The following is an 8,111-nucleotide window of genomic DNA, read 5'->3' as shown; positions in this document are numbered from 1 at the left end:
CCCCCGACCCTCTGGGTGTAAACCAGATGCTCTGAACCAACTGAGCTAAGAGCCCTGAAATTTTTTAAAAGGTTTCAGTATCCTTTTTGTGGGCCCTGAGGGATTCGAACCCCCGACCCTCTGGGTGTAAACCAGATGCTCTGAACCAACTGAGCTAAGAGCCCGCAACGGATTTCCGTTTTGAGTGGTGCAAATATACAACTTATTACGTCATCAGCAAATTTTTTTCTAAAAAATCTCCAACCACAAAGTTGCTTCCACCGATGAAAATCATCTCACCTTTTTTACAGTTCTGTTTTGCAGAGAGATAGCCTTTTTGGACGCTGTCGAAGATCTTGTAATTTAATTCTGATTTTTTCAGCAGATATTCATAATCATCGGGGTGTCTTCCTCTGTTGATGCTTGGTTTTACAAAATAAAATTCTGCTTCTGAAGGTAGCATTGGAATAACTTCATCAATTTTTTTATCATTGACGAAACCGAGAACAATATGTTTTTGCTGTAAGTAAGTATTCAATTGATTGAAAACTTCTTCCAACCCGGCTTGATTATGACCAGTATCACAAATCGTTAATGGTTCTTTGGAAAACTCAAACCAACGGCCGATAAAGTTTGTATTGTGATGAACATTCAGAAGTCCGGATTTTACATTCTCATCCGAAATATTGATTCCTTGTTCTCTCAGTTCATCCACCAGCGCTAAAACCACTCTTATATTCTTCTTTTGATAATTACCTTTTAAATCGGATTCTAGAATCGTTTCGATTTTTGTTGCATCAATAAAAGGAGAATGGGTTTCTTTGGCTTTATTGATAATGATTTCTTTTACCGAGGGATTTTCGTCCCCGGAAATAATTGTCGTATTTTCTTTAATGATTCCGGCTTTTTCTCTGGCAATTCTTTCGATTGTATCGCCAAGGATATTCTGATGGTCAAGCTGAACGTTCGTGATTGCAGAGATCAAAGGTTTGATGATATTGGTCGAATCCAATCGTCCACCCAAACCAACTTCAATAATAGCAAGATCAACTTTTTGCTGATAAAAATATTCGAAAGCCATTATAGTTGTGAATTCAAAAAAAGAAGGAAGAATATCTTCTGGTAATTGTTTAAGTTTCTGAATGAAATTGTAAACGAATTCCTTGTTACAATTTTGGCCGTCAATTTTGATTCGTTCGGTAAAATCAATTAAATGTGGAGAATTATAAAGCCCGATTTTATAACCGGATTCCTGGAGAACTGACGCCAGCATATTGCTTGTAGAACCTTTTCCATTCGTCCCGCCAATATGGATGGTCCTGATCTTATCTTGTGGATTTCCAAAGAAAGTACATAACTTTTTGATATTATCAAGTCCGGGTTTATATGCCGAAGAACCATCTCTTTGATAATTTGGAATTTGGACAAAAAGCCAGTCAACAGCTTTCTGGTATTCTAGTGAGGTCATATTTGTAATTTATGAATGAGGAGCAATCAACCAAAATTGATTGTGGAAATTGGATTGATAAACTATTACCCGAAAGATGTTAAAAATTAATCGTATAAGTTCCCTGCGAAATATTCTGAGATTTTTTAGCTTTCACATATTGCTTTGTCCAAATTACCGCTGCAGTAATGTTGCAAGGGTCTTTGATTCCGCTGCTTCGTCCGGCGTTGGTTACATTTCCGGCTTTATCAATGGTAATAAACATCACGAGCTGACCTTTGGTTTGGCAATTGTGAGGGGGTAATTTTCCGGATTTTCCCATTGTTCCAGGGATGAAAGCTGTAAGAATTCTGTCTTTCCCTATTTTGGTGATTTTGTCATCCTTGGAATCTATGTTTTTAGAATCCTTTGTTTCTTCTTTGTTAGTGAGTTTTTTATCGTCTTTTACAAGTTTTTCTGTTGGCTTTTTCTCTTCTTTAGTTTGTTCTTTCTTTTCCTCTTTTGGAGAAGCTTTAGTAATAGAAACGGTGTCAGGAGGCAGGACTTCGATATCCGGAACATAGATTTCTGGTTTTACGGCAGAATCTTGTTTGGGTTCTTCGATAATGGGTCTTTCAACTTTTGCAATGATTGGTTTTGGTTGTTCAGAAGCTTTGTAGTAAAGAGAATTAAAGGAAAATAAAAGCACAAAAAATAACAACGCAACTACATAAAATGCAATCGGAAGTCCAGATAATTTTTTTGTTTTTCTGCTGAATTCCATTCCTTAAGAAGGTTTGTTGATGATATCCAAAAATTCGTTGGTGTGATATTGGATCTTCATCAAGAGATAATCAACTTTTGAAACTAATATATTATGAAAAACATAAGATAAAAATCCTACCAAAAGCCCGATTGCAGAAGGTGCAAGTGCTTTGTAAAAATCAGCGGCCAAAAGATTTTGGGCAACAACTGTTTCGGATTTGGAAATTGTTCCAAATGTGGAAGCTAAAATAAGAACACCGCCAAGAAGTCCCAACATAGGAGCCGCACCGGAAAGTGTTGCCAGAAAATTGATGTTTTTTTCTGCTTTATTAAGCTCTATCTGAGCATGAGTTTCCATTGCGTTGGCAATTTCGCCTATCGGGCGACCTAGTCTGTTAAGTCCTTTTTCTACACTTCGGGATTCCGGAGAATTGTCTCTTCTGCAAAAATCAACAGCAGATTGGATTCTTCCGTCGTTCAGAAGGTCATTCACGTTTTTCAAAAGGTAAGGGTCAACCTGATTTTCTTTATTAAGGGCATATAATTTCTGTCCAAAAAAAACTAGGGCTGCAATTCCTAAAAATATGAGGATAATGATAAGGGAAACACTAAGTAAACCTCCTCCAAAAAGAAATTCCCAAATTGATATTGACGATTGTTTTGCCATAGTTTATTGATTGTTATTACAGTTTCAAATTTATGAATTACCAGAGAATTAATCGAAGTGGATTAAAGAAAACTTTACGAAATATGATTATTAATAGGAATGCTAAAAAACAATTTTATAGGTTCCTTTAGATGTGGTGTTGGAGGATTCCGCTTTCACATATTGCTTCACCCAATTGGTGGCTGTACTTGAAACACAAGGGTCAGAAACACCACTTAATCTTCTTGCGGAAGTTACCTTTCCTGATTTGTCAACTGTGTAAGAAATAGTAATGCTTCCGCTTGCTGAACACTCGTGGTTGGGCTGCGCACCGCCTCTTCCCATTGTCCCGGGGATAAACCCGATCAGCTTCCTGTCAACACCAATTAAACTTGTTCCATCACCATCGCCGCCAAGAGGGTCTCCATAATTTCCGGGTCCTGTTCCATTTCCCTGAGAGCCGGATTTGGTTCCTCTCCCTTTCAGTAGATTTCCAATTGCGGCATTTCCTTTTCCGTCTCCAGTTGCATTTTCTTTTTTGATGTCACCTTTTGCGTTACTTTTTCCAGCTGTATTTTTTGTAGAATTGGCAATGACTGGAGAATTAGATTTTTCATTCGATTTTTTGCTTGTAACAGGTGGGTTTTTTGTTCTCGTAGGTGTTGGTACTACATTTTCCGGGATGTCTTTTTCAGCTTTTTCTTTGGAGGTTTTTTCAACTTCGGTTACGATTTCTTTTTCCTCTTTTTTCTCAACTATTGGAGCAGGGCTTCCTTCTTCCTCCTTCGGTTCTTCTATGTCTTTTCCGTTTCTGTTATCGCCATAATTGATACGCATTTCTGTCAATTCAACAGGAATGATATTTTCGCTATTAACAGCCGTTATTTTTTTTGATTTGATAAAAGAAGCAGGGATGCAAAATAAGATGGAAAAAATAAAAATCCCAACCACCAAAGCCTTGGTCAATGTAAAATCATAATGTTTTCGGTACTCGTAGGCGCCGTAAGCTTTATGTCGGTCTTCGAAAATAATATCATCTAAATCCTGATACATAGGGAATAACTTGTTTGCGTTATAACTTATTATCTATAACGAATCGTAAATATAAATATTATTTTTTGAAAAGATCAATCGTCAACTTCTATCTCATCCGGACGGAAGTTGCATTTTAGCTTGAATTCGATAGGATTTTCGGAACCGGTGTAGAAATCTGTTATTTTTCCTGTCCAACAAACCTGAAGGTCATCATTGTCGTTTTTATCAAATTTCAAATTATTGTCAAACAAGAACGCTTCCTCATCATCAAAAAGATCAACTTCTGTGTAGGAATCATCATCCGTATCTTCCACAGAGAAAGTCTGTCCTTCCAATTCCGATGTTGTAATTGGAAAATCAAAAATATTAAGGGCGATCTGAGGAAAATTGTATTGCAGCGAGTCGTCCTCAACATGGTCCAAAGAATCGTTCGTTATAACCTCAACTTCCAAAAAATTCTGCTTGTTGCTATAGACAGATTTGCAATAAGTACTGTCAATAAAATACTTCAGAGTTTCCTCTGGATGGTATATCTTCAATATTCCTTTCATTGTAAGGATCGTAAATTAGAAATAAAATTTTTTAATTGTGTCTAACAAAGATAAAAAATTGGATGAAAGTGAAAAATTTTTAACGATTATTTTTGATAATAATCATAATGATTGATGTAATTCTTGATATTGTGTTAATCTTAGACCGTGATCCCCTTAAAAAATTGAGGTCAGTTTTTATAATCTTAAAATATTATCTTTACACTGCCTAAAAAATTAAGAATGAAATCTTTTTACAAAATATTATTTTTTACAGCTCTCCTTTTCATCTTTTCCTGTAAAAAAGGAGATTCTCCTATGATGAAGACTTCGGTAGGTTCTGCATCTTCGGACCTGGATTCTATTGCATCAAATTATTACGAAGAATATCTTAAGTTTTATCCTCTAGAAGCAACCTCGCAAGGCGACGAAAGATACAACGACCTTTTACCGAATAACCTAAGTCAGGATTTTATCAAAAAAGAAATTGCATTCTATAACTCGGTTCAGAATCAGTTGAGATCTGTGGACTACAATTCTTTAGACAATGATCAGAAAGTGGTTTTCGATGTTCTAGAATATACACTGATTGACAAACAGGAGCGTTACGCTTATCATCCGGAATACATTCCTTTTACACAGTTTGATGGTTTGCCATTGACTTTTCCTATGTTGGGAAGTGGAAGTGGAATTCAGCCTTTTAAAACCGAAAAAGATTATGATAACTGGTTGAAAAGAATTGATGAATTTCCAATCTGGATGGATTCCGCAATTGAAAACTTCAGAGCAGGAATCAAAAATAATGTGGTTCTTCCAAAGTCATTAGTCATAAAAATGATTCCTCAAATGAAAGCAGAAGAGATTACAACATTTGAAATAGAAAAAAATATTTTTTATGGTCCAATAAAGAATATTCCAAAAGATTTCAAACCCGTAATTGCGAACAAATATGCGAAGCTTTATCAGGACGCTATCAAAAATAAATTGATTCCGACTTATCTTAAAATGGCTGATTTTCTTGAGAAAGAATATCTTCCAAAATCCAGAACAACTGATGGTTATAACGCTTTGCCAAACGGGAATAATATCTATTCTTATTATGTGAAAAGCTGGACGACAACAGATAAAACGCCGGAAGAAGTCCATAAAACAGGACTTTCTGAAGTTGAGAGAATCCGTTCAGAAATGGAGAAAGTGAAGGCTCAAGTTGGTTTCAAAGGTTCTTTGGAAGAATTCCTAAATTTTGTGAAAACCGACCCAAAAGCAATGCCTTTTAAAACTTCGGCTGAAGTATTGGCAGGTTTTCAATCGATTCTGGATAAAATCACTCCGAAGCTGAAAACAATGTTTAATGTAACCCCGAAAACACCTTTCGAAATCCGTCAAACGGAAAAATATAGGGAAGCCAGCGCAAGTGCAGAATACATCCAAGGAAGTCCCGATGGAAAACGCCCTGGAATCTTTTACACACCAATTCCCGACCCAAAAAAATTCAATGTAACTTCTGGAATGGAATCTCTATTCCTTCACGAAGCTATTCCGGGTCATCATTATCAGATTTCTCTTCAGCAGGAAAACTTGAAGTTGCCAAAGTTTATGAGATTCGGCTGGATTGGTGCTTATGGTGAAGGTTGGGCTTTATATTGTGAATCGCTCGGGCCAGAGTTTGGACTTTATACAGACCCGTATCAGAAAATGGGTTCTTTGAGTGATGAGATGTTGCGCGCTGTTCGCTTGGTTATTGATACAGGAATCCACACAGGACAAATGTCTCGCGAAGAAGCAATTAAATATTTCTTGAGCAATGTTGCTTATGACGAAGCCGGAGCAACGGCTGAAGTGGAGCGATATATGGCTTTGCCTGGACAAGCTTTGAGTTACAAAACCGGAGCGATGAAAATAAGAGAATTAAGAAATAAATATCAAAAAGAGCAGGGCAAGAAATTTAATTTGGCTTCTTTCCACGATGAGGTTTTAAGCCAAGGCTGTCTTCCTTTGGAAGTTTTGGAAAGAAAAATGAATCTTTGGGCGAAAGGTGTGAAATAATGAGAATGCATATCAAAAGAAGACTAAGATACACCAAATATATCTTTTATCAGGAAACACTTGTTGATTTCAAAGATCATTTTTGGTCATTTCTTGGTGCTTTTTTCGGAATTGGATTGATTGCTTTTCTTCAATCTCAAGATTTCTCCGAGATTGAAAATGTTTTTCTAATTGGTTCTTTCGGCGCGTCAAGCGTTTTGATTTATGGCGCTGTTAATAGTCCTTAGCTCAGCCAAGAAATCTGATTGGCGGACACGTTTTGTCAGCTTTGGTAGGTGTTACGGTCTTTAAATTTTTACCGGAAATTCTTTGGCTGAATGCTTCTGTTGCAGTTGCTTCTTCGATTGTTGTGATGCAGGTCACAAAAACAATGCATCCGCCAGGTGGGGCCACAGCTTTGATCGCAGTTCTTCCGTCAGATAAGATTCAGGAATTGGGATATTGGTATGCTTTGTCTCCGGTTTTGAGTGGTGCATTGATTTTATTAATTGTTGCCCTGATTTTCAATAATATTCCGAAAGGAAGGAAATATCCACACAGAATTCGTCAATCCAAATATGTTCATATGAGGAGAATGATGAAGAATAAAGATTAAATTATGATAATAGAAAGTCTGAAATCTCTTTACAATAGAGATTTGAACAAATTAAAATTTGAAATTGGATCTTATCAAAGTGAAGATTCAATATGGAAAATTGATAAAAACATTTCAAATTCTGCGGGCAATCTTTGTCTTCATTTAGTAGGAAATCTCAATACTTATATTGGCGCAGAATTGGGAAAAACTGGATATGTCAGAAATCGTGAACTCGAATTTTCTCTAAAAAATATTCCTAAAACCGAACTTATTGAAAAAGTAGAAGCTACAATAAAAATGATTGATTCTACTTTGGATAAATTATCTCAGGAAGATCTGGAAAAAGATTATCCTACAGAAGCTTTAGGCTATAAAATGACAACAGGATACTTCCTAATCCATTTGCTTTCTCATTTGGATTATCATCTTGGACAAATCAATTATCACAGAAGATTATTGGATTAAATTACTTTTCAAACAACATTTTCGTAATATGGTCTTTCTCTTTATTTCCTCTCGCCGGCGAATATTCCCGTCCGTAGAAGATGATCTGGAGATGCAGTTTGTTCCAGACACTTTCATCCCAAAGATTTTTTGCATCACGTTCGGTTTCGACAACATTTTTTCCAGAAGTTAATTTCCATTGCGTCATCAATCTGTGAATGTGTGTGTCAACAGGAAACGCAGGAAAACCAAATCCCTGACTCATCACGACAGAAGCTGTTTTGTGACCAACTCCGGCCAAACCTTCCAATTCTTCATAAGTCTGAGGAACAACGGAATTGTACTTTTCGACCAGAACTTCAGCCATTTTTTTTAGATTTTTGGCTTTGGAATTTGAAAGCCCAATCTCTTTGATTAGTTCCTTGATTTCTTCTACGCTCAACTTAGCCATTTTCTCAGGCGTGTCAGCAACTGTAAAAAGTTTTGGTGTGATTTGATTCACTTTTTTGTCCGTCGTCTGTGCAGAAAGGGCAACTGCAACCATCAGAGTATAAGCATCTTTGTGCTCCAGCGGAATCGGAACTTCGGGATATATTTTTTCTAATTCTTGTTGAACTATTTTTGCTCTTTGCTTTTTCGTCATTTTGATGGTAAATTTGTAAC

10 protein-coding genes and 2 tRNA genes (1 of these 12 cut by a window edge) are annotated in these 8,111 nt (G+C 36.5%); 4 read left to right on the top strand and 8 right to left on the bottom strand.

Annotated elements, in window-relative coordinates; translation table 11 throughout:
* The 7 genes from RTX21_RS17560 to RTX21_RS17530 all read right to left on the bottom strand — a co-directional run.
* Positions 1-55 (bottom strand) — tRNA-Val (locus RTX21_RS17560) (it extends 120 nt beyond the left edge of the window).
* 34 nt (positions 56-89) lie between these two features.
* A tRNA-Val gene (locus RTX21_RS17555) sits at positions 90-164 on the bottom strand.
* Positions 165-205: 41 nt separating this feature from the next.
* Entirely contained in the window at positions 206-1,447 is a 1,242-nt protein-coding gene (locus RTX21_RS17550) for a folylpolyglutamate synthase/dihydrofolate synthase family protein (protein ID WP_312769774.1), read from the bottom strand.
* A gap of 79 nt (positions 1,448-1,526) precedes the next feature.
* A complete protein-coding gene (locus RTX21_RS17545; protein ID WP_312769772.1) occupies positions 1,527-2,189 on the bottom strand; it encodes a hypothetical protein in 663 nt (220 codons plus the stop codon).
* Between the two features lie 3 nt (positions 2,190-2,192).
* Complete coding sequence (locus tag RTX21_RS17540; RefSeq protein ID WP_312769770.1) at positions 2,193-2,837, bottom strand: MotA/TolQ/ExbB proton channel family protein; 645 nt, start codon at positions 2,835-2,837, stop codon at positions 2,193-2,195.
* Between the two features lie 102 nt (positions 2,838-2,939).
* On the bottom strand, positions 2,940-3,869 hold the full coding sequence (locus tag RTX21_RS17535) for a ferric siderophore ABC transporter substrate-binding protein (RefSeq protein ID WP_312769768.1): 930 nt from the start codon (positions 3,867-3,869) through the stop codon (positions 2,940-2,942).
* 74 nt (positions 3,870-3,943) lie between these two features.
* The gene (locus RTX21_RS17530) at positions 3,944-4,402 is read right to left on the bottom strand and encodes a hypothetical protein (protein WP_312769767.1); all 459 of its coding nucleotides are present in this window, start codon (positions 4,400-4,402) and stop codon (positions 3,944-3,946) included.
* A gap of 222 nt (positions 4,403-4,624) precedes the next feature.
* On the opposite strand from RTX21_RS17530, the gene RTX21_RS17525 reads away from it, so the two are divergent.
* The 4 genes from RTX21_RS17525 to RTX21_RS17515 are packed head-to-tail and all read left to right on the top strand — an operon-like array spanning position 4,625 to position 7,469.
* Positions 4,625-6,427 carry a DUF885 domain-containing protein gene (locus RTX21_RS17525; RefSeq protein ID WP_312769766.1) on the top strand — a complete coding sequence of 601 codons (1,803 nt, stop codon included), beginning with the start codon at positions 4,625-4,627 and terminating at the stop codon, positions 6,425-6,427.
* 5 nt (positions 6,428-6,432) lie between these two features.
* Complete coding sequence (locus tag RTX21_RS18055; RefSeq protein ID WP_409415004.1) at positions 6,433-6,654, top strand: HPP family protein; 222 nt, start codon at positions 6,433-6,435, stop codon at positions 6,652-6,654.
* 32 nt (positions 6,655-6,686) lie between these two features.
* Positions 6,687-7,022 carry an HPP family protein gene (locus RTX21_RS18050; RefSeq protein WP_409415003.1) on the top strand — a complete coding sequence of 112 codons (336 nt, stop codon included), beginning with the start codon at positions 6,687-6,689 and terminating at the stop codon, positions 7,020-7,022.
* Between the two features lie 3 nt (positions 7,023-7,025).
* On the top strand, positions 7,026-7,469 hold the full coding sequence (locus RTX21_RS17515) for a DinB family protein (RefSeq protein ID WP_312769765.1): 444 nt from the start codon (positions 7,026-7,028) through the stop codon (positions 7,467-7,469).
* 1 nt (position 7,470) lies between these two features.
* Here RTX21_RS17515 and nth read toward each other — a convergent pair whose 3' ends face one another.
* The gene (gene nth / locus RTX21_RS17510) at positions 7,471-8,091 is read right to left on the bottom strand and encodes an endonuclease III (RefSeq protein WP_312769764.1); all 621 of its coding nucleotides are present in this window, start codon (positions 8,089-8,091) and stop codon (positions 7,471-7,473) included.
* Positions 8,092-8,111: the final 20 nt, after the last annotated feature.

Source organism: Epilithonimonas sp. (genome assembly GCF_032054305.1).
Classification (GTDB): domain Bacteria; phylum Bacteroidota; class Bacteroidia; order Flavobacteriales; family Weeksellaceae; genus Epilithonimonas.
The sequence above is the reverse complement of the archived record's forward strand: the minus strand, read 5'-3'. Positions and strand labels throughout refer to the sequence as shown.